This window comes from Sutterella sp. KLE1602 (assembly GCF_001578585.1).
Classification (GTDB): Bacteria; Pseudomonadota; Gammaproteobacteria; order Burkholderiales; family Burkholderiaceae_F; genus Sutterella; species Sutterella wadsworthensis_A.
Genome location: NZ_KQ968484.1, coordinates 1 through 26606, shown reverse-complemented (window position 1 = coordinate 26606; position 26606 = coordinate 1). Strand labels below are relative to the sequence as shown.

19 protein-coding genes are annotated in these 26606 nt (G+C 64.6%); 8 read left to right on the top strand and 11 right to left on the bottom strand.

Annotation, left to right across the window (positions count from 1 at the left end):
- On the bottom strand, positions 1 to 322 hold a 322-nt coding region (locus tag HMPREF3036_RS00415), incomplete at its 3' end, for a porin (protein ID WP_156469699.1).
- Between the two features lie 26 nt (positions 323 to 348).
- Complete coding sequence (locus HMPREF3036_RS00410) at positions 349 to 1143, bottom strand: hypothetical protein (protein ID WP_062330756.1); 795 nt, start codon at positions 1141 to 1143, stop codon at positions 349 to 351.
- 227 nt (positions 1144 to 1370) lie between these two features.
- On the opposite strand from HMPREF3036_RS00410, the gene HMPREF3036_RS00405 reads away from it, so the two are divergent.
- Positions 1371 to 2207, top strand: a complete 837-nt coding sequence (locus HMPREF3036_RS00405; RefSeq protein WP_062330753.1) for a MerR family transcriptional regulator — start codon at positions 1371 to 1373, stop codon at positions 2205 to 2207.
- Positions 2208 to 2325: 118 nt separating this feature from the next.
- On the opposite strand, the gene HMPREF3036_RS00400 is transcribed toward HMPREF3036_RS00405, so the two are convergent.
- The 6 genes from HMPREF3036_RS00400 to HMPREF3036_RS00375 all read right to left on the bottom strand — a co-directional run bounded on the left by HMPREF3036_RS00400 (position 2326) and on the right by HMPREF3036_RS00375 (position 11877).
- Complete coding sequence (locus HMPREF3036_RS00400) at positions 2326 to 3447, bottom strand: porin (protein ID WP_062330750.1); 1122 nt, start codon at positions 3445 to 3447, stop codon at positions 2326 to 2328.
- Between the two features lie 175 nt (positions 3448 to 3622).
- Positions 3623 to 5584: an FAD-binding protein gene (locus HMPREF3036_RS00395; RefSeq protein ID WP_062330747.1), complete on the bottom strand. Its 1962-nt coding sequence runs from the start codon at positions 5582 to 5584 to the stop codon at positions 3623 to 3625.
- A gap of 463 nt (positions 5585 to 6047) precedes the next feature.
- A complete protein-coding gene (locus tag HMPREF3036_RS00390) occupies positions 6048 to 7514 on the bottom strand; it encodes a purine-cytosine permease family protein (RefSeq protein ID WP_062330743.1) in 1467 nt (488 codons plus the stop codon).
- 101 nt (positions 7515 to 7615) lie between these two features.
- On the bottom strand, positions 7616 to 8560 hold the full coding sequence (locus HMPREF3036_RS00385) for a PfkB family carbohydrate kinase (RefSeq protein ID WP_062330740.1): 945 nt from the start codon (positions 8558 to 8560) through the stop codon (positions 7616 to 7618).
- Positions 8561 to 8572: 12 nt separating this feature from the next.
- Entirely contained in the window at positions 8573 to 9574 is a 1002-nt protein-coding gene (locus tag HMPREF3036_RS00380) for an ADP-ribosylglycohydrolase family protein (RefSeq protein WP_062330738.1), read from the bottom strand.
- Positions 9575 to 10026: 452 nt separating this feature from the next.
- Positions 10027 to 11877, bottom strand: a complete 1851-nt coding sequence (locus tag HMPREF3036_RS00375) for a sensor histidine kinase (RefSeq protein ID WP_082897298.1) — start codon at positions 11875 to 11877, stop codon at positions 10027 to 10029.
- Positions 11878 to 12330: 453 nt separating this feature from the next.
- On the opposite strand from HMPREF3036_RS00375, the gene HMPREF3036_RS00370 reads away from it, so the two are divergent.
- From HMPREF3036_RS00370 to nrfD, 3 genes are read left to right on the top strand one after another with little or no spacing between them, the layout of a single operon-like run.
- Positions 12331 to 14907 (top strand): molybdopterin-containing oxidoreductase family protein, encoded by a 2577-nt coding sequence (locus tag HMPREF3036_RS00370; RefSeq protein ID WP_062330733.1) that lies wholly within the window; start codon positions 12331 to 12333, stop codon positions 14905 to 14907.
- A 6-nt stretch (positions 14908 to 14913) separates the two neighbouring features.
- The gene (locus HMPREF3036_RS00365) at positions 14914 to 15492 is read left to right on the top strand and encodes a 4Fe-4S dicluster domain-containing protein (protein WP_062330730.1); all 579 of its coding nucleotides are present in this window, start codon (positions 14914 to 14916) and stop codon (positions 15490 to 15492) included.
- On the top strand, positions 15489 to 16376 hold the full coding sequence (gene nrfD / locus HMPREF3036_RS00360; RefSeq protein WP_062330727.1) for an NrfD/PsrC family molybdoenzyme membrane anchor subunit: 888 nt from the start codon (positions 15489 to 15491) through the stop codon (positions 16374 to 16376). The genes HMPREF3036_RS00365 and nrfD overlap by 4 nt, the downstream gene beginning before the upstream one ends.
- Before the next feature lie 154 nt (positions 16377 to 16530).
- Here the strand turns inward: nrfD and HMPREF3036_RS00355 are convergent, their stop codons facing one another.
- The 3 genes from HMPREF3036_RS00355 to HMPREF3036_RS11770 all read right to left on the bottom strand — a co-directional run bounded on the left by HMPREF3036_RS00355 (position 16531) and on the right by HMPREF3036_RS11770 (position 19585).
- Positions 16531 to 17190 carry a response regulator transcription factor gene (locus tag HMPREF3036_RS00355; protein ID WP_062330725.1) on the bottom strand — a complete coding sequence of 220 codons (660 nt, stop codon included), beginning with the start codon at positions 17188 to 17190 and terminating at the stop codon, positions 16531 to 16533.
- Between the two features lie 490 nt (positions 17191 to 17680).
- On the bottom strand, positions 17681 to 19093 hold the full coding sequence (locus tag HMPREF3036_RS00350; RefSeq protein WP_062330723.1) for a flavocytochrome c: 1413 nt from the start codon (positions 19091 to 19093) through the stop codon (positions 17681 to 17683).
- A 255-nt stretch (positions 19094 to 19348) separates the two neighbouring features.
- Entirely contained in the window at positions 19349 to 19585 is a 237-nt protein-coding gene (locus tag HMPREF3036_RS11770; RefSeq protein WP_147645251.1) for a hypothetical protein, read from the bottom strand.
- 139 nt (positions 19586 to 19724) lie between these two features.
- On the opposite strand from HMPREF3036_RS11770, the gene HMPREF3036_RS00345 reads away from it, so the two are divergent.
- Genes HMPREF3036_RS00345 through HMPREF3036_RS00330 form a run of 4 tightly spaced genes read left to right on the top strand, consistent with a single transcriptional unit; the run spans position 19725 to position 26470 of the window.
- Positions 19725 to 21194 (top strand): DUF3375 domain-containing protein, encoded by a 1470-nt coding sequence (locus HMPREF3036_RS00345; protein WP_005435008.1) that lies wholly within the window; start codon positions 19725 to 19727, stop codon positions 21192 to 21194.
- A complete protein-coding gene (locus HMPREF3036_RS00340; RefSeq protein WP_062330721.1) occupies positions 21172 to 21882 on the top strand; it encodes a DUF4194 domain-containing protein in 711 nt (236 codons plus the stop codon). Before HMPREF3036_RS00345 ends, HMPREF3036_RS00340 begins: the two co-directional genes overlap by 23 nt.
- Positions 21879 to 25259 carry an ATP-binding protein gene (locus HMPREF3036_RS00335; protein ID WP_062330718.1) on the top strand — a complete coding sequence of 1127 codons (3381 nt, stop codon included), beginning with the start codon at positions 21879 to 21881 and terminating at the stop codon, positions 25257 to 25259. The genes HMPREF3036_RS00340 and HMPREF3036_RS00335 overlap by 4 nt, the downstream gene beginning before the upstream one ends.
- Entirely contained in the window at positions 25259 to 26470 is a 1212-nt protein-coding gene (locus HMPREF3036_RS00330) for a Wadjet anti-phage system protein JetD domain-containing protein (RefSeq protein ID WP_062330716.1), read from the top strand. The genes HMPREF3036_RS00335 and HMPREF3036_RS00330 overlap by 1 nt, the downstream gene beginning before the upstream one ends.
- Positions 26471 to 26606: the final 136 nt, after the last annotated feature.

Sequence of the window (26606 nt, the reverse complement as noted above, 5' to 3'; positions counted from 1 at the left end):
CCGTCCAATTAATAATTGGGCGGGGAGGATTCACCAGACGGTTCTTGGTGTTGTCGAAGGAGCCGTCGTCGAGGCTGAAGCCCGTCTCCAGATTGAAGACGATTTTGTATCCGCCGCCGAGATCCTCGGAGCCGATGAGGCCCACGCGGGAGCCCTTGGAAATGCCCGAGTCCATGGTCACGGACGTGTCGCCGCTGTCGGCCTTGACGTAGTGCAGGCCGGTGTCGACGACGCCGTAGACGTCAACGGTTGCGGCGCCGGCCGTCATGCCGGCGAGCGCCGTTGCGGTCATGGCCGCAGCGGGAAGCAGACGAAACATCATGATGAATCCCCTTTATTGGTCTCTTGTCATTTCCAGCCGTAGAACTCCGTGGCGACTCGCCACGCAAGCTTCTGCAGGTAGGCGGCGTCCTCGGGCCTGAGGGGTTTTTCGCATTCGCCGAGGAAGTCGAGTCCTTCGGGCGAGGCCTTGAAGAGGAGCGAGTAGATGAGCGCGCCGTAGAGGTAGGAGCCTGCGGCGGTCGGATGGCTCTTGTCCGCCTGATGAAGCACGAGGTCGGGGCGCTCCTTCAGGCTTTCGGCGAAGGCAAGGCCCACGGGCAGCGCGATCGCGTTGTTGCGGTTGGCTTCTTCGATGATGCTGTCGGCAAGGCGGCGGGTGTCCTTGTCCATCTTGTCGGCCTTGGCCCAGGTGACGACCACGACGGGGACTGAGCTCTTGGAGCGGATCGTCTCGACGTGCTTCGCGAGATACTTCCTGAAGGTCGGCACGCGCTTGGCGGCGATGGGCTCGGACGACATGCCCTGAAGGAAGACGACGTCGAACATCTTGTCGGTACCCTTCACGACATACGTGTCCATTTCGTGCGGCAAAAGATAGTCCTCGACGTTGTGCCAGCTCAGCATCCCGGAGCTGATGGTCTGCAGGCGGGCCTTCCAGGTGCGGTTGGCGGCGCGCGTGAGGCCGCGGACGTAGCCGTGAACTCCGCAGTTATAGAACGAGTACGAGTTGCCGACGTAGAGTCCGGTCGTCGGATTCGAAACGCCGAGTTCGGTGACTTTGGGAGCCACGCCCGTTTCGAGCGCCTGAGCGCCGGTCGAGAGCGCCAGAGAGGCGAGCAGAGCCAGTGCGAATTTCTTCATGGTCTTCTCCTGTTGTGGTGGTCGGATTCGGGAGCGGATCCCGATTGACGGGATTCAATCTAGCAAAGGTGAGGACGGCCCGAAACGCAGGCGCAGGCAAAGAAGGTTTGCGCGGAGCGCAAGACGGGCGGCGCTTCTTCACCGTCGGGGCGAGGCGTGTCGACCGTTTCCCTTTGAGGCGTGAGAGAATGGACATTGCACTTCATGAAACGGATTCAGGCTCAACCATGGCGACGAAAAAGAAGACTGACTGCCGACAGTACCGCATCGGCGACTTTGCCCGCTACCTCGGCGTGACGGCCGAATTCCTCAAGCACTATCAGGAGAGCGGCCTGCTTGACGTCACGCAGCGCGCGAGCGGCTACCGCTACTACGGGTTCGACCAGTCGGCCCGCATTCTTCAGTACATGAGGCTTCGCAACTACGGCATTTCCGTCAAGGAAATGGGACCGTTTCTCGAGGGCGGTCTCGACGAGGCCGTCGGATGTCTTGACGCCAAGGTCGACGAGATGCGCGCTCAGATCGAGCGCATGCAGGCCGTGGTCGAGGAGCACGAGCGCATTCGCCTCTGGTTTGAGGAGCGTTGTGCGAAGCCCGTTGACTGGGAGGTCTGCAACATGGAGCCGCACTGGTTTCTCTACCACACGAATTCTCGCGAGTTTCTTGAGACGTCGTGCGTCTACGACGTCCTGAAGACCTGGGGCGCCTGGCTCCCCGTCACGAAGTCGGCGATGTGCGTCGCGCAGTCGCTCGAGATCGACGAGTCGCACCTGCACTGGGGCTTTGCGGTGCGGGAGTCGCTTCTGAAGAAATACGGAATTCCCGTCAACGAGGCTGTGCGCCGCATGGGCTTCGGGAAGGCCTTCGTCTTTCACTTCAGCGGGATTCCGAACGGCTTCCTGATGACCGACATCGTGAAGGGCGAGCATCCCGCCTTCCAGAGGATGAAGGCGCTCGGCTTCGAGCAGGCGGGCGACGCGCTGCTCGTGCACGAGCTGCAGCTTGAGGCGCCGGGCGCGGAAAGGAGGTGTTGCGGCCGCTTCATCATTCCCGTGAAGGACTGATCCGGAGTGTGGCGCGGATGAAAACAAACGGGGGCGGCCGTGAGGCCGTCCCCGCTTGCTTCTGGTTTTTTCTGCCTGTCAGCTCAGGCCTTCGTCGGTCAGAACCGGTTGTTCTTCATCAGAACTTGTGCGTGATGCCGCAGATCCATTCGTAGTCGTTTTCGACGGCGGTGGGCTTGGCGGCCGCATAGTCGTCGGAGAAGTCGTTGTGGATCCAGCCGGCGGCCGTGTAGAGCGTCGTGCGGCGGGAGAGCGGGTAGTTGTAGCCGAGGGCCGTCTGATAGGTCTTCATCGTCAGGTTGTCGGCGTGGCTGCCTTCGAAGTCGCCCCAGCCGAAGGAGGCCTTGACCGTGCCGCCGAGAGCCTTCGTTTCGAAGCCGAGGTTCACGCCGTAGCCGTCGACGCCGGAGGGAATGGAGAACATCGTGACCTTGGCGGCCTTGGCGTAATTCTGGAAGACCTGGCTGTAGACGTAGAACTTGGCGAAGCCGGCATCATAGCTGCCGCCGAGGTTGAAGGAGAGTGCATCGTCGAGGCCGTTGCGGTCGGCGCTCGGCTGATCCTGATTGATGCCTTCAACGCCGGCGGACACGAGGACCGTGCTGTTCTGATAGCGGACGGCGCCTGCGTACATGCGCTCGACGCTGGACTTGCCTTCCGTGCCGTCCTTGTAGGCGTCGGACTGCGTGTCGGCGCCAAAGGAGTACTGGAAGACGGCGTCAAGGCCGCCGAACTTGGGCGTAAGGTAGGTGACGGCGTTGTCGACGAATTCGTAGCCGAGCGAGACGACCTGAAGGCTGCCGCCGACGTCGCCCCAGCCGCAGGAGAATGCGTTCATGACGTGGCCGAAGCGGGCGTACGGACCGTTGCCGCCGACGATCGGGCCGACGCGGCCGAAGCTGACTTCGCCGAAGTCGCCGGAAAGGTAGACGCGGGCTTCGCGGCCCCAGAGGCGGCCGCCCTGACCGAGGGAGCCGTCGTCGGTCTTGATGCTGCTTTCGAGGACGAAGCCGGCCTTGTAGCCGTTGCCGAGGTCTTCGGAGCCCTTGATGCCGAAGCGGGAGCCGATGTACTGGCCGGAGACCATGCGGGTGGTGGTGTCGCTGTTGCCGTTGACGTACTGGTTGTTGCGAACGGAAAAACCGGTGTCGATGACGCCGTAGATCTGAGTGTCGGCGGCGAAGGCGGCGCCGGAGGCGAGGGCGCCGGTCACGGCGCAGCAGAGGATGGAATGCTTCATATCAGTTCGGGCGTCCTGCGTGCGGGATCGGCGCGGCGCCCTTGTCCTGTTGTGGTTTTGAGGAAGGTTGAAGATGATGGGGGCGGGCCGCCGGAGGATTGTTCCCTCTCTTGCGACCCTGGAGGCATCCGAGGTGAGATGCCTTTTTCGATGCGTGCCCTTTCCGTGCGCGGGATCAGGCCTTGGCGAGCATGCGGCCCACGATTCGGCCAAAGGTCACCGTGCGGCCGCAGGCCATGCCGGTGGCGAGGTTCGGGTACTCGTTGGCGAAGTAGCCGCCGCTGTCGTTGCCGATGACGAAGAGGCCCGGGATCGGGTTGCCCTCGGTGTCGATGGCGTTCATGTTGGTGTTGATCTGGATGCCGTCCATGGTGCAGAGCATCCAGCCCGTGTTCTTGGCACCGTAGAAGGGAGCCTTGTCGACGGCGGAGAGACGGTGCTTTTCCTTGCCGTAGTCGACGTCCTCACCCTTGCGGTAGAGCTCGTTGTTGCGGGCGACCGTGGCCTTGAGCTGGGCGGCCGGAAGACCGAGCTTCTTGGCGAGCTCTTCAATCGTGTCGGCCTTCTGGACGTAGCCCTTGGCGATCAGGCCAGGGAGCATGCGGTCACGGAAGACCTCCCAGGGAATGTTGGGCTCGGCGCCGTTTTCGAACGGGAAGAGGCGAGAGCAGCCGTGCATCTTGAACTGTTCGGCGTACTTGACCCAGTTGGAGTCGAAGATCGTGTAGTGGCAGTGGCCCTTCTGATATTCGTCGGCGTGGAGGATGTTCTCGTAGGTGCCGGACTCGTTCATGAAGCGCCTGCCGTCGGCGTTGACCTTGAGCCAGGGCTGGGAGCCGATCCAGAAAAAGCCGCTGTCGCCGGACTTGACCGTGTCGGGGCCGGGCTGCTGGTCGGGACGGATGGCGGTGCGGTCGAACATCATGATCGAGTGCGTCTCGTCCATCTTGGCGCCGGCCCAGAGGCAGGCGCGGATGCCGTCGCCGCGGGCGCCGGGCAGGGCGCCGGAGCGGCCGATGATGCGGAGGTTCCAGGGCTGCAGGGCCTCCATCATCTTCCAGTTCTGGGCGTAGCCGCCGGTGGCGACTACGACGCCCTTCGCGGCGTTGTAGCGGACGTACTTGCCGTCGGCGTTCTCGGCGATGACGCCGGTCACGCGGCCGTTCTTCTTCTCGAGCTTGACCATCTTCGTGTTGTAGTCGAAGCGGGCGCCCTTCTTGGCGGCGTACTGCTCGACGACCTGAGCGAGCGTGATCTTGAATTTGCCCGTCTTCGGATCGATCGGGAGCTTCGGAGAGTGGCCGATGGCGAAGTGCTTGTAGCGGGTTTCGTCGTTCTTGTCGCCGGACTCATGCCAGAGCTCGATGTTGCGCTCGGCGAGGCGGTCGCCGACCCAGTCGATGGCTTCGCCGGACTTGTCGCACCAGAGCTTGACGAGGTCCTGCTGGATGTGGCCGCCCGCGTACTGCGTGGCCATCGTGATGAACTCGAACTTGTCGATCTTGGTGCCCCAGGCCTTCTGGTAGCGGGAGTCGATGGCGCCGAGGTCCTCGCGGATGCCCGTGCCGACGGCGAATCGGTCGATGCCGATCACCTTGCCGCCCGCTTCGGCAGCGGCGGCGACGGCGAAGAGGCCGCCCGTGCCGCAGCCGACGACGAGAATGTCGGTCTCGTGCGTGGCGACGATGTCCTTTTCGGCGATTTCGGGCTCCTTGCCGAGCCAGTCGCCGTCGTCTTCGTCGGTCTTCTTGTCGGAGATGACTTCAACGGGAATTTCGCCCTTGGCCTGCGCAATGCACTTGGCGGCGGCCTTGGAGACGGCCTTCGACGTGATCGTGGCGCCGGAGACGCCGTCGATTTCGGCGGCCTGAGCGGCCATCAGGTTCTTCTTGAGCGTGTCGGCGGCGGCCTGACCGATCCCCGGGGTTTCGTGGGAGACGTCGAGCACGACGTCGATGATGCGGTCGGCGTCAAAGGTCATCGTGACCGTGACTTCGCCGATGCCGGAGGCCTTGGCGGAATACGTGCCCGGCCTGTAGATGCCGGCGGGAGCCGCACCAGCGGCCGCAGCGGCGAGAGAGGCGCCGCTCGCAATGCTCGTGCGGAGGAATGCACGACGGGAGAGAGACTTGTTCATGATGAGTTCCGAATCGAATGGGACCCGCAGGGAGAGGCTGCGGGTTTGCCGTAAAGGGGCGCAGGAGAAGGAGAACCTGCGGGCGCCCTTGGAAATGAAATGACCTGGGCGCAACTCTACGGGTGCGTGTCTGATTGGGGTCAAGTACCTCTCAAGAGGTAGGTTTGAGGCCGTTTCCGGGCTTTTCTTTAGGTGAAATCCCGAATGCTTTGGCGAGGCAAACGGCCGCGTGCAGGGAGGTTCGGACGTCGGCGTATGGCGGGTATGGTTGGAAACGCCTGCGGCACTGGGAAGAGCGGCGTGCGCTCGATGGAAGTTGAGGGAAGGGCTCGACTTCGGGGCCCTGAGGACGCTGCGGGCGGGTAGCGGGCGCAGGATTAGTGGACGAGGATCAAGAAAAGGCCCCGCGTTTACATAAGCGCGGGGCCTTCCGGAGGATTTCAGCCTGAATGAATGGGCGGGATTATTTCTTTTTCAGGACGGGCGGGACGTCGAAGCGGCAGACGAAGGTGAGGACTGCGTAGAGCAGGCCGCCCGCGATCATGGCGACGACGAGGCCGATGTTGGCCTTGGCGAAGACGCTCGTCTCGGCGCCCGAGGGCAGGAGGAAGCTCACGATTCGGGCGATGTAGGGGTCGCTCGACGTGATGGTGCCCAGACCGATGATCGTGGCGACGGCGAGCGAGAGGAGTGCGGTCCAGCGGCCGCTGCGGCCGCCCTCGCCGTAGTCGAAGGCCATGCGGACGTCCCAGTTGAGGCGCTTCTGGCGCAGCATGTCGACCATTTCAATGGCGCCCCAGGAGCCCATGATCACGGAGATCGCTGCGAGGAACGACTGGAAGGTCGAGACGAAGGAGTCCGAAATGAAGAGAAGATAGAAGGCGCCGAGCGTGATGATCACGGCGTTGACGACGGTGGTTGCGGCGCGGGAGAGCGGCACGCCCATGGCGAGGAGCGCGAGGCCCGAGCTGTAGACGCCCGTCATGCCGGCCGAGATGAGGCTCACGATGATGACGATTGAGAACGGTACGTAGAACCAGAAGGGAAGGATGCCGGTGAGCGCGGCGATCGGTTCGTGGGAGGCCTTGGCGAGAAGCTCGGGGTTGCCCGCAGAGAGCATGACGCCGAGGATGAGGAGAACCGAGACGGGAAGTGCGATGCCCGTCATCGTCCAGAAAATGACGCCGCCCGCCCTCGTGTTGCGGGGCAGGTAGCGGGAGTAGTCGCCGCCGTAGTTGAGGAAGCCCAGGCCCACCATCGTCATGGAAAGCACGACGGCACCGAGGAATTCGACGATGCCTGCGGACGGACGGTCGCCGAGGACGGAGAAGTCGATCTGCGGGATGAAGAAAAAGAGGTAGACGAGCGTGAAGAGGCCCGTGATCCATGCGATCGCCTTCTCGATCTTCATGATGAGCTGGTAGCCCCAGACGGCCCCCGTCATCGTGAGGACGATCACGACGATGAAGGAGCCGAAGACGCAGGCGGACGTGGGGGAGCCGTCGACCTGTGCGAGCACGGGAACGAGGTGGCACATCAGGTCGGCGAGCGTCGTCGAGGCCATCGAGAGCATCGTGACTTTCCAACCCATGTTGGCCACGTAGCCGAAGAAGGTCGGGATCTTGTTGCCGTGGTAGCCGAACGCGAAGCGCGACTGCACGAGCGTGGGCAGCCCCGTGCGTACGGAACCCACGGCGAGGATGCCCACGAGGGCGCAGGAGACGAAGTAGCCGATCACGCCTGCGAGCATGGCCTGCCAGACGGAGAGGCCGAGCCCGAGCACGTAGATGCCGAGCGTGATGCCGAAGATGGAGATGTTCCAGGAGAACCAGATGGGAAAGAGCCCGGCGGGCGTGCCGTAGCGTTCGCTGTCGGGAACGGGGTTGACGCCGTTGACCTCAATGGCGGAGGCGGAGGAGTTGTCGCTCATGTTGGTTGTCTTTTCTTGAGGAAGGGATGAAATTCCCGGTTCGGCCCAGGGGAAGGCCGGGCGGGGCGGTTGATTTGAATGGGAATGAGGGCCCTTGTACGTCAGCAGTGCTCGGTGAGGAGCTCGTCGATCGTGGGCGCGCAGGCGCCGCCCTCGCGGCCCGTCACGACGGAGGCCACGCGGTTGGCGAGCAGCACGCATTCGTCGATCGGGAGGCCGCACATGAGGCCTGCGATCACGCCGCCCGTGTGTGCGTCGCCCGAGCCGATCGTGTCAACGATCGCGACGGGGAAGCCCGGGATGCGGCGCACGCTGGCGTTGTCGGCCACGATCGCGCCGCGGCCGCCGTCGGTAACGACGGCATCGCGCCCCGACATGTCGTGCAGGCGCAACGCGGCATCCTCGACCCGGGTCGTGCCCGTCATGAAGAGGGCCTCGTCGGCGTTGACGGTGAAGAGGCAGCCGAGGCGGCAGAAGTCCTCGACGCGCTCGCGCGGCATGAAGTGCACGCGGGGACCCGGATCGAACACCACGACGGCGTCTGGGCGCTTGCGGGAGAGGGCCTCGAGGATGACGCGGCCGTTTTCGCCCTCGGCCTGGTAGCCCGAGACGTAGAGGTAGTCGAAGCTCTCGATGTCGAAGCGCTCGAACCAGTCGGGCTTCATGCGGCGTTCAAGGCCGAACATCGAGATGAAGGTGCGCTCGCCGGAGGCGTCGGCAAGCGACAGGCACCAGCCGTTGTCGCCTTCGCCCGCCTCGCGGTGCACGGGATAGCCGCGCTCCGTGAGGGCCTGCGCGACGAGGTCGGCGAACCGGCCCTCGCCCACGGGCATGTAGCTCTCGAACGGAAGGTCGAGCTTGTAGAGGACGTCCGCGACGTTGAAGGAGCAGCCGCCGACGGTCGTGCAGCGGTAGTCGCCCTCAACGTCGGCGCCCGCACGCGGCATCTCCTGAACGTTGATCACCATGTCGACGAAGGCCGAGCCGATGATGAGGACGCGCTTTTGAGGCTTGAGCGAATGGAGGACGGAGCGGATGCTTCGCATGCAGGGGCTCCCTCAGAGGTGAAAGGTCGTGCGGGCGCGGGCGATTTCGGTCGCCATGGCGCGGAAGTCGAGCGCGTTTGTCGTCTCGAGGAAGGACGAGCGCGATTCGGGTAGCGCATCGAATCCCTCGAAGGCACCGCAGATCGCGCAGGCCATCGCACCGATCGTGTCGGTGTCGCCGCCCATGTTGGCGCACATGATCGCGGCGCGTTCGGCGCTGCGGCAGTAGAAGGCGACGGCAAGCGCGGCGCTCACGCTCTCGCTCGTCATCGTGCCCGTGCCGAGGATGTCGTAGACCCAGCGGGAGAACTTCTCGTCGTCGTCAAAATCCTTCATGACGGAGAGTGCGAGGCGGAAGCGTTCCGCGACCGAAGCTGCCCAGGTGGGCTCTCCCTTGGCGCGCGCAACGTTCCAGATGCGGAGCGCGTCCTCTGCGGCTTCCTCCCAGGAGCGTCCGCCGATGCCGCTCGCGACGGCCTGGGCGACCATGGCCGCGCCGCCGATCGCCACGTCCGTGCCATGCGTGACGATCGAGACGCGCGCAACCGTTTCGGCGAGCTTTTCGGAATCGTTCCAGTCGACGAGGCAGCCCACGGGCGCAATGCGCATGCCCGCGCCGTTCGTGAGCGAGAGCTTGGTGTACTTCGTGTAGTCTTCTCCCCGGGAATGGGCGAGAAGGCTTGCTTTGGAGCTCGGGCCGAGCAGGTTGATTTCGAACCCGTTCATCGACTCGACCCAGGCGATCAGATCGTCGGCGAGCACCTTGACGGGCGGCACCGTGCCGGCCTTGAGAAGCGCCTTGAGGATCACGAAGGCCTGTGCGGAATCGTCCGTGTAGTGGCCGGCCTTGAAGTAGCAGGCGACGATGTTGTCCTCGGGGCCGTCGAGGAACGTGTCGATGTGCCCGAAGCGGGCGCGGACCTTCTCGCGGGGCCACAGTTCGCCCGGCACGCCGAGGGCGTCGCCGAGCACCATGCCGGCCAGAGCGCCGGCGATTCTGTTTTCAATCGTCATGTCTTGTGCGTTCGAAAGTGGCGGTGGGCCCTCGCGCACGCGCGCGACGGACCGCAGGATTTTCGGAGCCGAATTGTAGCGGAAGTCGGCCTTTGCGTCACCTGTCGAATGCGCGGGTTTCGTTGTGCGAGTGTCGTTTTAAAGCGACTGGCGCATGTGTACGATTGAGTGGGAGTGGGTTTCGGAGGGGCGTGGCGGGGGCGGAAATGAAGACGGGGCCGCGTGCAGTCTCTGCCCGCGGCCCCGTCCGCCGGTCCTATGGCTGCCGGAACAATGTCCGGGGACCATCTCGGCGCCGCCGCAGTTTGGTCTGTCGGCGCTCGACGACTGCTTCGCTCTCATACGAAATTTCCCGTCGTCATGGGATCGGCTCCGTCAATTCTACGCATTTTGGCGGATCCCGCACGGGAAGCGCGGCAATTGGAAACAAAGGGGCGGAATCCGCCTGCGGCTCAGGCGGCGGTCCTGTCCTCGGGGGCGCCGGAGAGCGGGAGCCTCACGGTGCAGACGAGGCCGCGGCCGCCGAGGTCGGTCCTGCGGCGGTAGGCGAGCGAGCCGCCGTGGGCCTCGAGGAGTGAGTGGACGATGGCGATGCCGAGTCCGAGGCCGCCCGCAGTGGTGGTGTAGCCGATGTCGCCAAGACGCGCGATCTCCTCATCGGAGAGCTCGGGCCCGTTGTCGGCGATGCAGAGTCTGGCGTAGGCGCCGTCTGCCTTGAGCGTCACCTCGATGGCGGCGTCGGGCTGGTCCTTCACGGCGGCGGCTGCGTTCTTCACGATGTTGAGCACGGCGAGCTCAATCTCAAGGCGGTCGGCCTCAACGGTGAGGCCCGGTTCGAGGTCGAGCGTGCAGGGGACGCGGTGCGCAGAGTGGCGGCGCCAGCGGGCGACGGCAGTCTTGACGAGGTCCGATAGGTCGACGGCGGCAAGCGAGCGTGTGCGCACCTGTCCGTAGCTGCGCACGCGGTCGATGATGGCGGCGGCACGCGTCCCCGAGTCCTCGATCTCGGTGATGGAGGCGAGCAGCGTCTCGTGTGGAACTTCTCCGCGGCTCAGGCGTCTTCGCAGGCTGCCGGCATAGTTGCCGATGACGGTGAGGGGCTGCTTGAGTTCGTGCGCGACCATGCTCGAAAGAAGGCCCACGGCGCTCGCGCGCGTCAGGCTCTCGATCTGGACGGCGTTCTGCTGGGCGGCGAGCTCGGCGCGAAGCTTTTCGTCCATGGCCTTCTCGAGCGCGCGTGCGCGGTGTGAGGCCAGGCGCGCAAGAAGAAGCGTGTTGAGGAGCAGGATGAGGAGCACGCCGCCCGCGCCCACGACCCAGGGCAGGATGCGCCTCACGAAGCGCCCGAAGTCGTCGGGATTGCCGTAGGGCACCTGCAGGACGCGGAACACCTCGAAGAGGCGTCGGTTGTCGTTCGAGATCGTCCACTGCGTGCCGTCGGGTGCGGCCGGCACGTCGAGCAGCGTGGCGGTGAGCGTTCGGGCGACGGACGTGGGGACCGAGGGCTTGATCGAGAAGAACCAGTTCGGATAGAGCTCGGTCGAGTGGCGGCAGGCGACGAGCCTGTCGGCGTGCTCGCCGATCACGCGGAAGTCCTTCTGGTCGATCTGCCCGCCGCGGGCCATGCGCTCGAGCAGGCACGTCGCCACGAAGCCCACGTCCACCTCGCCCGACTTCACCTCCTGCACGATGCGCGTCATCGGATAGCCCGAGACGCGGATCTCGGAGAAGAAGGCCTCGGGGTCGAGCCCCTTGCGGACCATCTCGGAGGCGGGAATCTGCCAGCCCGCGAAGGCGGTGCGGCTCATGATGGCGACGCTCCTGCCGCGCAGGTCCTCGAGCGTCCTGAGTTCGGGACGGTCGGCGCGCACGATGATCGCCGCGCCGTTGGCGTAGTTGGGGTCGGGCGCCTCGTCCGAGACGACGGCCGCAAGCGGCAGCCCGCCCGTGCGCTCGATCATGAGGCTCGTGAGGCCGCTCGAGGCGATCGACATGTCGAAGCTTTCCTTTTCGGCCGCCTTCAGAAAGCTGTCGGGACCGTAGATCTTCACGTCGATCTCGATCGGAGTGAGCTTCTCCTTCACGGCCTCGATCGTGCGGCTGTAGTAGTCGTCCATGATCGACATGCCGTAGGAGTTGACGATCGCAAGCCTGAGGCGCTTGACGGACGCAGTCTCCGACTCGGCGGCCGCGTGGGCGCTGTCGGGCACGAGCATGCCGTCGTCGGACGCCGCAGAGACGCCGGGGACGAGCATAAGGACGAAAAGGAGGCCCGCAAGGGCTCTGGATAAGGGACCGGACATCGTGCCTGAGGAGAATGACGGGAAGGAGAGAAGAGGGACGGTTCGATTCTAACTCGCGCCCCCGAAACTTCGCCAAAAGGAGGAGGTGGAGGAGGAGGGGAAACGGCCGCCTAGTTCTTTGGAACTAGGTAAATAGGTGAATGCTATTGTCGCCATAGGGTGTTTCGTTTATAAGGGTTAGCTCGGATTGAAAGGGTGGTTTTGGGTATAAACACCTGCAGGACGCCCGTTTTCAGGCAAAACCATGGCGTTTTTGGGGATTTTTCACCGATTTCAGGCTGATTTGCTGTTCATATCTGGAATAACGGGGTAGGGGAGTATGGACAAATATCCAATAGGGGTAGTACCGAAGGCGGCTCCCTCCCGTCCCGCATAGCGGACAGAATCTGTTTCTGTGCGGCTCCCGCCCCGTTCAGGGGAGCCGTTCGTACAAAACACCAAGGAGAACAACGAATGGCAGACACCATTGTCGACCTTCGAATGTCGCGTCGCGGGCTGATCAAGCTCGGCGGTGCGGCTGCCGTCGCCACGACCGGCGCGGCCGGCGCCATGTGGCCCATCGAAGCACAGCTCAAGGAGCTCGAGCACCAGGGCTGGAGCCGTCATCCGCTCGCCTGCTGCATGTGCGGCGCCTTCTGCGGCCTCGTGGCCATGAAGAAGATCGGCGAGCCGACCTCTGAAAAGACGGTTCGCATCTTCCCGAATCCGGATCACCCCCAGCGCGGCTACTGCGGCCGCGCCGCCGCCACGATGTGGATCTGGAACCACCCGCTGCGCATCAGGAAGCCGCTCAAGCGCGTGGGCGAACGCGGTGAAGGCAAGTTCAAGGAAGTCTCCTGGGACGAAGCCCTCAACGACATCGCCGCGAAGCTCAAGGACGTCGTCGCCAAGCACGGCGAGCAGTCCGTCGTCTCCACGTCGCACTCCTTCTCCTCCTACTCCAAGTGGATCACGTTCCCGCTCGGCTCCCCGAACGACATCGGCCACTCGAGCACCTGCAACTCCGCCTCGATCGCCGGTCGCGACTGGGTGTACGGCAAGGGCTTCTCGGGCGCCGGCAAGATCGAGCCCGACTACAAGCACCTGCGCTACCTGATCCTCATCGGCCGCTCCATGGGCTCCGCCATGGGCTGCCTGCACTCGCTCAACGAGGCCCGTGAACGCGGCGCCCAGGTGGTGAGCGTCGACCCGCGCATGCCCGACATCGCCTACGGAGACGCCAAGTGGGTCCCGATTCGTCCGGGCACCGACGCCTCCTTCGTGCTCGCCATGATGAACGTCATGCTCCAGGAAGGCCTCGCCGACCTGAAGTTCCTCGCCAAGCACACGAATGCCGCCTACCTCATCAAGGCCGACGGCCGTCCGCTCACCGAAGCCGACATGAAGGCCGGCGGCCGCAAGGACCGCTACGCCGTGCATGACCTCAAGACGAACCGCATCGTCTTCCAGGGCGTCGTGCTCGACGAAAAGGGCGCCGCCGTGGGCTTCGACGAATCCGCCGACACGGACGCCAACCTGCACTTCGCCCAGGAGGTGAAGCTTGCCGACGGCACGACGACCGCCGTGCGCACCGCGCTCGACATCCTCGCCGAAATCGCCGCCCGCCACACCCCCGAGGCCTCCCAGAAGATCACGGGCATCCCGGCCGACGAACTCGTCAGGCTCGCCCACAACTTCGCCAACCTCAAGGGCGTCGTTGACGACGGCTGGTATTCCTCCAAGAACGGCAACGACATCGAGCTCTATCAGCTCATCAACATCCTCAACGCCTTCAATGGCAACGTCGACCGCGAAGGCGGCATCGTCGTGACCGCCGGCGGCGGCTTCAAGCGTCCGGGCGTCGCCGCGGGCAAGGGCCCCAACGGCGAGAAGTGGGACATGGTTGACGCCAAGCGCATCGACAAGATGCTCTCTCCGGAATCCGCGGGCAACCTCTGGGCCGCGCTCGACGCGATGATCACGGGCAAGCCCTATCCGATCCGCGCGCTCTTCACGGTGGGCACCACACTCTTCCACCGCGAGTCCGACTCCACGCGCCTTGCCAAGGCCCTCAAGACGCTCGACCTTCTCGTCGTGCAGGACCTGCTGCCGCACGAGGTGTGCGACTACGCCGACTACGTGCTGCCGGCCACCTACTTCCTCGAACGTCGCGAAACCGCCGGCGTGAAGTGGGCGCTTGACGGTTCCGTGCACATGAACGACGCCGGCATCCGTCCGCCCGAGGGCGTCGAGGCCCGCCACGACGTGTGGATCCTCCTCGAAATCCTCCGCCGCGCCTATCCGGAACGCGCCGAACGCGTGGGCTACAAGGAATGCAAGACGGCCGACGAGTTCGACGCTTGGTGGAACAAGTTCGACGACAAGGGCATCGCCAAGTTCGTCAAGGACCAGGAAGCCAAGAACCCGGGCTCCGGCGAAAAGATCCTCGCCGACTTCAAGACCAAGGGCTGGACCACGGTCAACAAGAAGAAGTACGGCGTCTATCCCTGGAAGAAGCCCTTCGGCACGCCCACGGGCAAGATCGAAATCTACGGCTTCAAGTCCTTCGCGAAGCCGGGCTACGAGAAGATCAAGCCGATCAGCGACTACTTCCCGGCTCCCGCCTACACGGCTCCGAAGCCCCAGAGCAACGAGTTCGTGCTCGTCTCGGGCAAGAACTGCACGTCCTCCTCGGGTCTCAACATCTTCGCCGCGACCACCCGCTTCACGGGCGACCGCACCCTCTGGATGAACCCGTACGACGCCGAGCGCCTCGGGATCGCCAACAAGGAAAAGGTCATGGTCGAAGGCGTTGACCGCGAGTACCAGGCCGAGGTCGTCGTCACCGTGACGAAGAAGGTCATGGCCGGCAGCGTGTTCGCCTTCGGCTTCTCCGGCGGCGTCCGCACGAAGGAGTTGGTCAACGATCCACGCTTCGACTTCGTGAAGGAGGGCATCAACTCGCACTGGTTTGCAACCGGCTATGCGCAGCCCGTCGTCGGCAATCTTGCCAACAACAGCTGCATCCGTGTCAAGCGCATCAAGGGATAAGTCACCATGAAGAAAGTCAAGAAACAGCTGGCGCACCTCTTCGATGCGACCCAGTGCATCAACTGCGGCGCGTGCACGACCGCCTGCGCCCAGACCAACTATCCGGACCTCATCAACGAGTTCATCCCGGCCTGGAACACGGTGTGCAACAACATCCGTCAGGTCAAGGTCGAGAAGAACCGTCCGATGCAGCTCCTCGTCCAGTGCCAGCAGTGCTCCGAAGCGCCCTGCGTCACGACCTGCCCGTTCGGCGCCAACTACTATGACGAGAACGGCCTCGTGCGCAACGATCCGAAGCGCTGCATCGGTTGCAACTACTGCGTGGCCTCCTGTCCGTACGACGCCCGCTGGTCCAACCCGAAGACGGGCCTGCCGAGCAAGTGCATGGGCGAGGGCTGTCTGGAGCTCATCAAGGGCGGCAGCCTGCCCGCCTGCGTGACGGCCTGCCCGGCGGGCGCCCGCCTCTTCGGCGACACGCTCGATCCGCAGTCCGAAATCTCCCGCAAGATCGCCTCTTCCAAGACCCAGACGCTCCTTGAGAGCCACGGGACCAAACCGAACTTCTATGTGGTGGTGCAGAAATGATGGATCTCTCCGACTTCACCGCGCAGGTCCAGGCCGCCCACTGGGGCTGGACGATTGCGCTCTTCCTCTGGCTCGTGGGTCTCTCGGGCATGGGGATGTTCCTCAACAACTGGGTGCGCGAGAAGGCGCTCGTCTACGTCTGCACGATCACGGGCATCGTGGGCACGCTTCTCGTCGTCAGCCATCTGACGCGCATCCTCAACCTGCCGATGGCCGCCATCTCGGCCCTGCTTGAGATGAGCTTCAACTTCGGTAGCTGGATGTTCATCGGCATCTGCCTGCTCGTCGTGCAGTGCTGCCTCACGCTCTTCTACTCCTGCGTCTTCGCGGGCGTGATCTTCAAGGGCGAGTGCTGCCGCAAGCTCGTTGCCGGCGACTGGTTCAACTGGATCGCCGCCGCCGTCGGCGTCGCCGCCACGATCTACTCGGGCTTCCTGCTCACGCAGGCCGTCGGTGTCACGCTCTGGAACACGGCCCTGATCCCGCTGCTCTGGATCATGTCCGGCATGGCCAGCGCCATGGGTTGCATCGAGCTCCTCGCGATCTCGGGCCGCATCCCGCATGAAAAGGTCCTCTGGAGCCGCCGCACGTCCCTCTGGGTCGAGGCCGCCGAGCTCTTCACGATCTTCGCCTTCGTGCACGTCGCGACGAGCTCCACCTCCGCCGCCGCCCGCGCCGGCGCTGAGGCCCTGCTCTCCGGTCCGCAGGCCATGATGTTCCTCGTGGGCGCCGTCCTCTGCGGCTCGCTCATCCCGTTCGCCATCAACCTCACGACGCGCAGCCACAAGGTTGTCGCCGTGGGCGCGGTGCTCGGCATCGTCGGTGCGCTTCTCCTTCGCGCCTCGGTGCTCTTCGCGGGCTACTACGAGCCGATTCTCCTCTAACGGCCCGTTGACTCCGGTCCCGCCTCACGGGCAGGCAGGACCGGAGGCCCACGAAAACAAAGAGCCGCTTCGACGCACAGGTCGTCGAAGCGGCTCTCTTTTTGTCCGGATTCTGCAAAGCCGAAGGAATCGAAAGGGAAGGGGATCCCCGGGCTCACTCTCCGTCGGCGGGTGCGGGCGCGCCCGTGATCGCGTCGGGATCGATCGTCATCAGCATGCGCGTGATGTCGGCCGCGGTCCTCGCGCCGAGCTTCTTGCAGAGCGAGCTTCTGTGCGCAATCACGGTCTTCTCTGAAATGTTGAGCTCATAGGCGATCTGCTTGTTGAGAAGCCCGCGCGCCACGCCCATGGCCACCTCCTGCTCGCGCGCCGAGAGCCTGCGGAAGGCCGCTCTGGCCTGCTCGAGCGCCGCGGACTCCGTGCGGATCCTCGCGTCGCGTTTCACGGCCTTCTCGATCGCATCAAGAAGTCTCTCGGGCGTCACGGGCTTCGAGAGGAAGTCGTCCGCACCGTCCTTCATCGTCTTCACGGCCATGTCGATGTCGCCGTGGGCCGAGATGAAGATGATGGGGAGCGTGTCGCCGCGCAACTTCATCTCATGCTGGAGTTCGATCCCGCTCATGCCGGGCATGCGCACGTCAAGCACCAGGCACCCCGGCGTGAAGGGACTGTCCTTCTCGAGAAACTCAAGCGCGCTCGCGTACGTGAGCACGTTCCAGCCTTCGCCCTCGATCACGAACTGCCAGGAGCGCCTGACGTCGGGATCGTCGTCCACCACTCGGACAATCGCCTTGGACTGCGTGTTTGCGGTCATCGTAAGTCCTTTTTTTGGATTTGTTGTATCTGCAGAAAACCATTGTAGCCAATGCGGGCGTCCCAGGGGCGGAAAATGGCCCGAAATCACACCCTGCGAGCGCAGGAGCGAAATACAGAGAACGTGCAAAACGGGGCCTGAAGCGGTCAAAAAACGCGTTTTCAGGGCGGAAAATCTGCAAAAACGAACGGGGGCGAAATTCGTGTTACCCTGATTCTCAGGCACGTGAACGATTCGTTCCAGACTGCGCGGAAAATGCGGAAGATCCGTCTCTTCGCCTCGCTCCCAGGCGGCGACGGCGGGTGCGCCCGTGATGCGGGGAAGGGGAGGGGCCCGCAACGCCTCGGACGCCGTCGTTTTCATGATCCTGAAGGCGGATCAGGCTTTTTTGCGGGGGCGAGCGGAGGTGCTCCGATGAAAAAAGCCCCGCCGGGCGGCGGGGCTTTGTGCGAGCGGATGCTCCCGTCGCGGAGGACGGGAGGAAGGTCCGTTATTTAGCCTGCCTCGAGTAGATGTAGGCCTGCTGGCCGGCGATGCGGCCGAAGGTCACGATGTCGGCTTGGGCGTTGCCGCCGAGACGGTTGCCGCCGTGAACGCCGCCCGTGATTTCACCCGCGGCGAAGTAGCCCGGGATGATCTGGCCCTTGGTGTTGTAGACCTGGGTCTTCGGGTCTATCTTCACGCCGCCCATCGTGTGGTGGACGGCAGGCGTCACCATGATGGCGTAGAACGGAGCCTGATCGAGGTTGCGCGGCATGTCGGCGCGACCGAAGGCGTCCTTGCCCGCAGCCTTGCCCTGCTTCCAGGCTTCAAGGGAGGCCTTGAGCTTGTCGGCGGGCACGCCCATCTTGCCGGCGAGTTCGTCAAGCGTCTCACCCTTGAGGCAGTAGGACTGCTTGATGTAGTTGTTCGTGGCCTTCAGGGACTTCTGCATGTCGGAGTCGAAGAAGAGGTAGGCCACGCCGTCCTTCTGCTTGAGGATGGCGGCGGAGACCGCATCGCGGGTGTTGAGCTCGTTGTAGAAACGGGAGCCGTCCTTGTTGATGAGGACGGCGCCGTTGCCGCGGACGGCTTCGGTGATCATTTCACCGACCTTGGGCACGACGGTCGGGTGGGTCTGGATTTCCGTCATGTCGACGAGCTGAGCGCCGATCTTTTCGGAAAGGACGATGCCTTCACCCTGGGCGCCCGGATGGTTCGTCGTGGCGAAGCCCTTCAGGCGGGGCACGTACTTGGAGACGAGCTCGTTGTTGGCGCCGAAGCCGCCGGCCGCATTGACGACGGCCTTGGCGTGGATCGTGTAGGTGCCGTCCTTCTTGCTCTTGACCTGAATGCCCGTGACCTTGCCGTCGTCGGTGAGGATCTTCGTGGCTTCAGTGTTCATGCGCATGTCGATCTTGCGGTCCTTGGCGGCCGTGTAGAGCGTGCGGACGACTTCAGGGCCGACGAGGGCGCCGCCGGTCGGACGATGGGCGCGGGCCTTGGAGGCGCCGGCGAGCAGGCCGACGTCACGAAGGTCGCCGCCGAGAGCGAGGAGCCATTCGACGGAGGGACCCGCACCCGCGACGAGCGTGCGAACGAGTTCGGGATCGTTCTTCCAGTGACCGCCTTTCATCGTGTCGTAGTAGGCGATTTCAAGGGAGTCCTGAACACCCTTGGCGGCCTGGAGCGACGTGCACGGGGCGTTGAGGCCGCCGGCTGCGCGGATCGTGTTGCCGCCCGCCATGGCCATCTTTTCAACAACGACGACCTTGGCGCCGAGGTTGGCCGCTTCGACGGCGGCGGAAAGGCCTGCGCCGCCCGCGCCGATCACGGCGACGTCGACGGTGATGTCTTCAGCGGCCTGAACGCCGGAAATGCCGAAGGCGGCGGACACGGCGGCGGCAAGAAGAATCTTCTTCATTTTGTGTGCTCTCCAATGAGGTTGCGCCGCATGGCGTGCAGGCAGTGCCTGAGCCCGGTCGTGCGGCGCGGTTGGCAGGCGCCTGAGTTGGTCGAAAATGGCGCCCGATTTAATAAATATAACTCCGATCGGTCGGGGACGGAATCGCGCGGGTGCAGGATGGGGCAGGCTTCGGGCTGCCGACAAGGTGAAATAGTGTTTTCGTCAAACCTGCGGGACAGCCGGAATTTCCCTGTGCAACGCCCGTTTGATTTCTCAGCAGGTCTCGCCCTCGCCACAATCTCGAGAAGATGCCTCCGGCTTGGCGTGTCGCAGAGCTTCTCCCTTGGCTCGAGGGTCCTGTCGAACGCTTCGATCTCGTCCATCGCGTCCGTGGATGACGTCCCGCACGCCCGCCACGTGGCCTGCGATCGAGCCGTCGAGGGCGGCGACGAGGCTCAGTTCTGGAATGAAGGCCGCGACTTCGCGGCGCACGAGGAGTGCTGTGGACATGCGGTTCCCAGTGGAAAAATGAGCTTGAAGAATGTCGTGCGGCTTCTTCCAAAACCGCGCGGATCAAGGCTTTGGAGAGGGCTTCTTTGGGTGCGCGGGGGAGGAGGAAAGTCGCCCGACCATGTAAAATATACGGCCTATGAAAGCCAGCATCTCATACCCCGGCTTCCAGCGTCTGCGCGCAGCGCCCCTCTGGAAGCTTCTGGCGGCAGCCAATGCGCCCGCCATCATCGCCATCCTGGCCGAGCACCTCTACGAGGCGGACCACGGGATGCGTGCGTCCGAATTTTACGCGCGCGTCGACCGCAGTCTCGAGGAGCTTCGCGCAACGGGCGTCGACATGCCGTCGACGGCCCGCGAATACGCGTCGCAGTGGCTCGCCCAGGGGCTTCTCGAACGCACGCTGCCCTACGGCAGCGACGAGGAGGTCTATTCGCTCACCTCGGCCTCGGTCGACGCCGTGAGGTTTGTGACCGGCATGGGCAGGCCCCGTGCGGAGGCGACGGAATCCCGCCTGCAGCTTGTGATCACCGCGCTCGACGGACTTGAAGAAGACACCGACGCGGACGTCGAACGCCGCGAGCATCGTCTCATCGAGGAGCAGAGCCGCATCCGCCGCGAGCTTGAGGCCGTGGGCAGGGGCGAGGTGAAGGTGCTGGACAAGGACACCGCGCTAGAGCGCACCCGCGAGATTCTCACGCTCTTCTCGGGGCTTGTGGGCGACTTTCATCGCGTGCGCGACAGCTTCGAGGCGCTCAACGCTGACCTTCGCCGCCGCATCATGGAGTGCTCGGGCTCGAGGGGCGACGTCCTCGAGGACGTCTTCGCAGGGCTCGATCTCATCAGGCTCAGCCCTGCAGGCCGAACCTTCTTCGCGTTCTGGCGCCTGCTCAACGATCCCGTCGAGTCCGCCCGCTTCGAGGAGGCGATCGACGCCGTGCTCTCGCGCGACTTTGCGCGCGATCTTACCGTCGAAGAGCGCAGGATGCTGCGCACGATGCGCCGCAACCTGCTCGAAAGGGGCGGGGATGTGCACGACACGACGAAGCGTCTGGCCCAGGGTCTCAGGAACTTTGTGGAAAGCCGCCAGTATCTCGAGGAACACCGTCTCAACAGGCTCCTCACCGAGGCGATGCGCGCAGGGATCGATGCGGCCGACGAGCAGAGTCCCGTCCGTAGGACCGGGATCGAACTTTCGAGGACGGGCTTCACACCGAGGTCCGCGGGCCAGATGGTCCTCTGGGATCCCGTCACCTATGCGCCTCCGCCGCCCGTCGAGGACGGCACGCCGCCTCCGCTTGACCTCTCCGCCGTGGGCGAGCGCATTGCAAGATCCGAAATCAACATCCGCGAGCTCAGGGAGAACGTCGCCGACGTGCTCTCCCGCAAGGACCAGGCGAGTGTCGGCGAGGTACTCGAGGCGCATCCCGCGAAGCAGGGCCTCGGCAGCGTCGTCGGTCTCATGGAGCTCGCGCTTCGTCACGGCATTCCCGGCTCGGGCACCGAGAGCCTCAAGTGGACGGGGCTCGACGGCCGCGAGCGCTCCGCCACCGTGAATCAACTCTTCTTTGTTAAGGACAAGATCGATGAACTCACCCGAATCTACTGACGCCGCGCGCAATGACGAACAGGCCGCGGGCCTCTGGCGCGGTGACGCGGGCGGGTTGAAGCTCGACGCAAGGCGCGCGCTCGTGCAGCTTCTCAAGGGCCCCGTGCTCGACGGCATGCGCATGCCCGTCATCTGGAAGGCCCTGCTTGAGAGCGAGGACCTGATCCGCAGCCGCCTCAACGACCTCTTTCTCGACCTCGTGATCGACCGCGAGCAGCTCTTCGCGTTCACGCGCCAGGCGGACACCGATTCCGTCAAGGCGCCGATCCTTCTGAAGCGCAAGCCGCTCAACTACATCGAGACCTATCTTTTCCTCTTCCTGCGCCTGAGGCTCTCGAGCGCCGAGGGCAGGGGCGAGCGCGCCGTCATCGGCCTTGACGAAATCCGCGAGCATCTCGCCGACATCGCGGGCCGCAATCGCGACGCCGTCGGCTTCGAGAGGCATCTGGCGGGCGCCGTCACCAAGGCGGACCACTTCGGCGTGCTGCGCCGCCTCAAGAGCGGCGAGGACGCCTTCGAGATCTCGCCCGTCCTCAAGATGCTCATGACGGCCGAACTCGTCGAACAGGTCAAGGACTACTACGAGGGCAGGGCCGTCAAGCCGGGCGAGGCCGCCGCCGAAATTCCCGCCGGCATTGAAAACGACGAATCCGAAGACGACGAAGACGATGCGGAGGACATGGAATGACCGATCTCGCGCTTTTCCCCGAGCTCATGCCCGAAGAACAGTTCAGGGCCGTGCGCCTGCAGGTACACAACTGGGGCACCTTCTCGGGCTGCAACGACATTCCGATCGCCGAAGAGGGCTTTCTCTTCGTGGGCGCCTCGGGCTCGGGCAAGTCGACGCTTCTCGACGCCTTCTCCCAGCTGCTGATTCCGCCCCGCTGGGTGGACTTCAACGCCGCCGCGCATGAGACGGGCGGCAAGGTCAAGGGCGACCGCTCGATCGTCTCCTACGTCCGCGGCGCATGGTCCGAGCTTCAGACCGATGCGGGCGTGACAACGCAGTACCTGCGCGAGGAGACGACCGCCTCGGGCCTTGCGCTCACCTTCCGCAACGCCCGCCGCATCGTGACGCTCCTGCAGGTATTCTGGATCCGCGGAAAGCTCAACGGCGTGGGCGACGTCAAGCGCCTCTACGCCGTCGTTGAACGAGACGTCGACCTCAAGGCCCTCATCACCGGCTTTTCGGAGTCCGACTACGACCTCAGGCGTCTCAAGCTCGATCTGGGCGATGCCAGGTGCTCGGACCTCTTTCCGCCCTACGAGACCGCCTTCACGGCGCTCCTCGGCATCAAGAGCAGCCTTGCGCTCAAGCTCCTTCACAAGACGCAGTCCGCGAAGAACCTTGGCGACCTCAACGAATTTCTGAGGAACTTCATGCTCGATGAGCCGCGCACCTACGCGATCGCCGCCCGTCTCGTCGATGAGTTTGTCGAGCTCGAGGCCTCGCACCGCGCCGTCGTGGCCGCCAACGCCCAGATCCGCGTGCTCTCGCCCGCGCAGACGGCGTTCGGCGACATGCAGCAGGCAGAAGAGGGCCGCCTCCGCGCGAAGCTCCTCGCGGAGGCGCTCCCCGCCTACCGCGAGTCCTGGCGCGCGAACCTTCTGACCGCCCAGGCCGCGAAGCTCGAGAACGAGCGCCGCACGTATGAGGAGAACGTCCGCACGATTCAGGCCGATCTCGTCGCAAGGCGCAGCACGCTCGCCGACCTTGAGCTTCGCGAGCGCCAGAGCGGCGGCGACCAGATCGCCGGCTGGGAGGCCGAAAAGGCCCGTCGCGAACAGGACCGCGACCGCGCGATGCGCGAGCGCGGAAAGGTCGAGGCCGCCGCGCGCGAGCTCGGCGAGGCTCTGCCGCCCACGGCTGACGAATTCCGCACGCTCGTTGAGGCTGCCGCCGCTGAAGAGGCGGGTGCCGCCGACTTGAAGAAGGCGAGGGACGCGAAGATCGAGGCCCTCATCGGCGAAGAGCACGGCATCAAGAGCGAGCTCGACGTCCTCTGCGAGGAAATCGAGTCGCTCGAATCGCAGCGCTCGGGCATTCCCGCCGTGCAGCTCAGGATCCGCGAGAAGGTCGCTGCCGAGGCGGGGCTCAGGACCACGGACCTGCCCTTTGCGGGCGAATTCATCGAGGTGCTGCCCGAGCAGATCGCCTGGAGAGGCGCTCTCGAACGCGCGCTCAGGCCGCTCGCCCTTTCGATTCTCGTGCCCTCCGAACATTTCGAAGCTGTTTCCCGTGTCGTCAACGGCGCCAACTGGGGCGCCCACGTGCGCCTGCTGAGGACGGGCGGCGCGATCGTCGAGGAGGCGGGGAGCCTTTCGGACGACTCCGTCATCCGCAAGATCCGGGTCACCGACGGCGTGCACGCCCAGTGGCTCGAGAGCGTCCTTCGCCGCGACTACGACCTCGCCTGCGTCGAGACGCCCGAGGCCTTCGCCGCCGCGCGCCGCGCCGTGACGAAGACGGGCTTCGTGAAGGACACGCACGCACGATACGACAAGAACGACACCCGCGCGGTCGACGATCCGCGCGCCTGGGTGCTCGGCATGGACAATCGCGCCAAGCTCGCGGCCCTCAGGGCCGAAGAGGAGATTCGCCGTCGTGATCTTCATGAGAAGAGGCGCGCGATCACGGCCCTCAAGAACGAGGAGGCTGAGGCCAGCCGCAGGCTCGTGCACTGCCACACCCTTGCGGCCGCCTCCTGGATCGACATCGATCCCGCTCCGATTCTTGCCGACATCCACCGCCTCGAGGCCCAGATCCGCGCCGTGCGCGAGGGCAACGAGGCCCTCAGGGAGCTCGCGAAGGCCATCGAGGAGACGCGCATTCAGATTGCCGCCGTCGAGGAGAAGCTCTCCGACGCAAAGGCCGACCTCAAGACCGCCGACGGCGCGCTCACGACCGTCAGGAAGCGCCTGCAGACCCTGAATGACGCCTGGAGCACGCAGATCGCGGCGCTCACCGACGGCATGCGCAAGGGACTCGGCGACCGCTTCGGTGCAAGGCTCGGCGAGATCCGCCTCGACACGCTCGACGACCTCGTCAACATGGTCGCGCGTGAAATCAATGACGAAATCTCGAAGCTCGTCGCTCGCGTGAAGGACATGGAGATCCGCGTCACGACCGCGTTCGACAAGTTCCGCGACCAGTTCCCCGCAGAGTCGGCCGACCTCGGCGCGGGCCTTGAGTTCGCGGGCGACTACTTCAGGCTGCTCGAGACGCTCGAGCGCGACCGCCTGCCCGACTTCGAGGCGAAGTTCCGCGAGCTCCTGCGCCAACAGAGCATGCAGAACCTCTCGCAGCTGCGCCAGTACCTCACCGAGGAGCGCCGTGACATTCTGCAGCGCCTCGAACTCGTGAACGAAAGCCTTCACGTCGTGCCCTTCAACGTGACGAACGGTCGCAGGACCTTCCTTCGCATCACGACGCAGGAGCGCATGCTCTCCGAAGTGGTCGAGTTCAGGAAGCGGATCCGCGACGCCCTCGAGGGCGCCTGGGACGTCAAGGTCGAGGACGGCGAGGCTGAAAAGCGCTTCGCGATCCTCGCCGAGCTCGTGTCGAGTCTCAAGGACCTGCCTGAAAACCGCCGCTACCGCGACACAGTGCTTGACGTACGCCGCCACGTCGACTTCATTGGCGAGGAAGTGGATGACGACGGACGCCAGATCGAGGTCTACCGCAGCGGCGCCGGCAAGTCCGGCGGCCAGCGCCAGAAGCTCACGACGACTTGCCTGGCTGCCGCCCTCAGGTACCAGCTCTGCGGCGACAGCGTGTCGGTCCCGACCTATGCGCTCGTGGTGCTCGACGAGGCCTTCGACAAGGCCGACAGCGACTTCACGACGCTCGCCATGAACATCTTCCGCCAGTTCGGCTTCCAGATGATCGTCGCCACGCCCGACAAGGCCGTCACGACGCTCGAGCCCTTCATTGGTGGCGCCTGCGTGGTGCACATCGTCGAGCGCAAGTACTCGAGCGTGCTTACGATCCCCTACGACGGCGCGGTCCACCGCCTCGTCTGGAAGGCGCCCGCTGAATCCGCAGAACCCGTGAAGGAGGCCTGATGAAGACGCCGGCCGAGGTCCGCACGACTGCGGCGCGTCGATTCCGGGCGTCGTGCCGCAGGTGGCTCGCCGGTCATCTGGGCCTTCCCGACGACTCGGCCTGGCCGTTTGCCGTCCCGCTTGGCGTTCCTTCCGAGCGCGAGGTCCTCGCCGACCCGCAGAAGACGCTCGACTGGCGCGACGCATGGAGCGCGGAGGCCGAATCGGGCCGTCTCAAGGTGGCCTTCGCGGTGCGGGACTGGACGGCCTGCGGCCGTCAGACCGTTCCCGAACGTGCGGTGTTCGAGTCGCCCGAAGCCGTTGCGCGTGCAGCGGGCGAGCTTCACACATGGAGACGTGCGCTCGAGCGTGCCTCCCGCCTCGTCGACGGCGAAGACGGCCTGAGGGAGGCGGTCGTGCGTGCCTGGAGCGTGCTCGCCGAATGGGAGGACGAGGATTTCGCGATTCTGCTCTCCGCCTTCAGGTGGCTTGCCGACAATCCCGAAAGCGGTCTCTATGTTCGTCAGCTGCCCGTCGAGGGCATGGATACCAAGTGGCTCACGAAGCCCAGAATGACGGTGCTTCGCGATCTTCTCGCCGCCCGCTGGCGTGCTTCCGGGAGGCCCGTGCCCGAGGCGCAGGCCTTCGAGGCCTTCGCAGGTCTGAGGAGCAGGCCCTCGAGCGTGCGCATGAGGCTTCTTGATCCCGCAGACCGTGCGCTCATGCACGGACTCTCCGACCTCTCAGCGCCGCCGGAGGAAATCGCGATCCTGCCGCTTCATCCGAGAATCGTCTTCATTTCCGAAAACGAGCAGTCGGGCCTTGCGTTCGGCGACGTGCCGGGCGCCGTCCTCTTTTTCGGTTTGGGCAAGGGCGTCACGCAGCTCGATGCCGTTCCCTGGATTCATGAGGGGACGGTCATCTACTGGGGCGATGCCGACACGTGGGGCCTTCAGATTCTCGCGTCTTTAAGACGGCGCTTTCCCAAGACGCGCGCCGTCATGATGGACGAGGCGACGCTCGTGCGCTTTCATGCCTACGCCGTCGAGGAGCCCAGGCAGGCGCCCGAAGCTGTCTGCGAGGGCCTTCTGCCTGCTGAAGCCGCGCTTTGGGACGCACTCAAGTCCGACAAATATGGCATGCGCCTTCGCCTTGAGCAGGAGCGCATCCCCTGGGCCCATGCCTGGGCCGAACTCATGAAGGCAGTTGCCGAAGCTTCCAGAAAGTCCTGAGTCTGAGGTCTAATCTAAACGGCACATGCACCCTCATGCTCCGTCGAGTGCGAGCGTTTGCGCATCGAGCGCTACGGTTCGACCTATGATGATCCGTAAGCTCTCCATAGAATTGCCGCGAGGGAACATCCGACTT

Bases quoted from the DNA above. Each gene is read 5' to 3' on its own strand.
- HMPREF3036_RS00410 (WP_062330756.1), bottom strand. From the start codon at position 1,143: ATGAAGAAATTCGCACTGGCTCTGCTCGCCTCTCTGGCGCTCTCGACC.
- HMPREF3036_RS00405 (WP_062330753.1), top strand. From the start codon at position 1,371: ATGGCGACGAAAAAGAAGACTGACTGCCGACAGTACCGCATCGGCGAC.
- HMPREF3036_RS00400 (WP_062330750.1), bottom strand. From the start codon at position 3,447: ATGAAGCATTCCATCCTCTGCTGCGCCGTGACCGGCGCCCTCGCCTCC.
- HMPREF3036_RS00395 (WP_062330747.1), bottom strand. From the start codon at position 5,584: ATGAACAAGTCTCTCTCCCGTCGTGCATTCCTCCGCACGAGCATTGCG.
- HMPREF3036_RS00390 (WP_062330743.1), bottom strand. From the start codon at position 7,514: ATGAGCGACAACTCCTCCGCCTCCGCCATTGAGGTCAACGGCGTCAAC.
- HMPREF3036_RS00385 (WP_062330740.1), bottom strand. From the start codon at position 8,560: ATGCGAAGCATCCGCTCCGTCCTCCATTCGCTCAAGCCTCAAAAGCGC.
- HMPREF3036_RS00380 (WP_062330738.1), bottom strand. From the start codon at position 9,574: ATGACGATTGAAAACAGAATCGCCGGCGCTCTGGCCGGCATGGTGCTC.
- HMPREF3036_RS00375 (WP_082897298.1), bottom strand. From the start codon at position 11,877: ATGTCCGGTCCCTTATCCAGAGCCCTTGCGGGCCTCCTTTTCGTCCTT.
- HMPREF3036_RS00370 (WP_062330733.1), top strand. From the start codon at position 12,331: ATGGCAGACACCATTGTCGACCTTCGAATGTCGCGTCGCGGGCTGATC.
- HMPREF3036_RS00365 (WP_062330730.1), top strand. From the start codon at position 14,914: ATGAAGAAAGTCAAGAAACAGCTGGCGCACCTCTTCGATGCGACCCAG.
- nrfD (WP_062330727.1), top strand. From the start codon at position 15,489: ATGATGGATCTCTCCGACTTCACCGCGCAGGTCCAGGCCGCCCACTGG.
- HMPREF3036_RS00355 (WP_062330725.1), bottom strand. From the start codon at position 17,190: ATGACCGCAAACACGCAGTCCAAGGCGATTGTCCGAGTGGTGGACGAC.
- HMPREF3036_RS00350 (WP_062330723.1), bottom strand. From the start codon at position 19,093: ATGAAGAAGATTCTTCTTGCCGCCGCCGTGTCCGCCGCCTTCGGCATT.
- HMPREF3036_RS11770 (WP_147645251.1), bottom strand. From the start codon at position 19,585: ATGTCCACAGCACTCCTCGTGCGCCGCGAAGTCGCGGCCTTCATTCCA.
- HMPREF3036_RS00345 (WP_005435008.1), top strand. From the start codon at position 19,725: ATGAAAGCCAGCATCTCATACCCCGGCTTCCAGCGTCTGCGCGCAGCG.
- HMPREF3036_RS00340 (WP_062330721.1), top strand. From the start codon at position 21,172: ATGAACTCACCCGAATCTACTGACGCCGCGCGCAATGACGAACAGGCC.
- HMPREF3036_RS00335 (WP_062330718.1), top strand. From the start codon at position 21,879: ATGACCGATCTCGCGCTTTTCCCCGAGCTCATGCCCGAAGAACAGTTC.
- HMPREF3036_RS00330 (WP_062330716.1), top strand. From the start codon at position 25,259: ATGAAGACGCCGGCCGAGGTCCGCACGACTGCGGCGCGTCGATTCCGG.